Below are 821 nucleotides of genomic sequence, written 5' to 3'. Positions count from 1 at the left end.
GCGGGGACTCGTGAGAGACTGCCGGGGTCAACTCGGAGGAAGGTGGGGACGACGTCAAGTCATCATGCCCCTTATGTCCAGGGCTTCACACATGCTACAATGGCCGGTACAGAGGGCTGCGATACCGCGAGGTGGAGCGAATCCCTTAAAGCCGGTCTCAGTTCGGATCGGGGTCTGCAACTCGACCCCGTGAAGTTGGAGTCGCTAGTAATCGCAGATCAGCAACGCTGCGGTGAATACGTTCCCGGGCCTTGTACACACCGCCCGTCACGTCATGAAAGTCGGTAACACCCGAAGCCGGTGGCCTAACCCCTTGTGGGAGGGAGCCGTCGAAGGTGGGATCGGCGATTGGGACGAAGTCGTAACAAGGTAGCCGTACCGGAAGGTGCGGCTGGATCACCTCCTTTCTAAGGAGCACATCTACGCGACCACCTCGAATAGTCGAGAGTGGTTGTGTCAGAGACCGTTTAGTTCCCTTTCGTGGAGCTGCGGACGCTCATGGGTGGAACACTGACAAACTCATCGCACTCGACCGGCCCTCAGTGGTTGGTCGCGGTGATATACCGACACACTATTGGGTCCTGAAAGAACACGCGAGTGTTTTTTCTGGCAAAACAAACGATCCGCTCGGATCTCCTTCGAAACCGCCGGCAACCTTCGGGTTGGTGAGTAGGTCAGGAAATCAATCCGAGGCGGGTGTGTTGTTTGAGAACTGCACAGTGGACGCGAGCATCTTTGTTAGTAAGTGTTTAAGAGCGTACGGTGGATGCCTTGGCACCAGGAGCCGATGAAGGACGTAGGAGGCTGCGATAAGCCTCGGG

General features: G+C 56.9%; 2 rRNA genes. Both read left to right on the top strand.

The window, feature by feature from the left end:
• Positions 1 to 407: ribosomal RNA gene (locus ACLJPD_RS33120) — 16S ribosomal RNA — on the top strand; the annotation flags it as partial.
• 332 nt (positions 408 to 739) lie between these two features.
• Positions 740 to 821: ribosomal RNA gene (locus tag ACLJPD_RS33115) — 23S ribosomal RNA — on the top strand; the annotation flags it as partial.

This window comes from Nocardia sp. A7 (assembly GCF_046549215.1).
GTDB lineage: Bacteria > Actinomycetota > Actinomycetes > Mycobacteriales > Mycobacteriaceae > Nocardia.
This window is presented reverse-complemented; position numbering and strand designations above follow the sequence as displayed.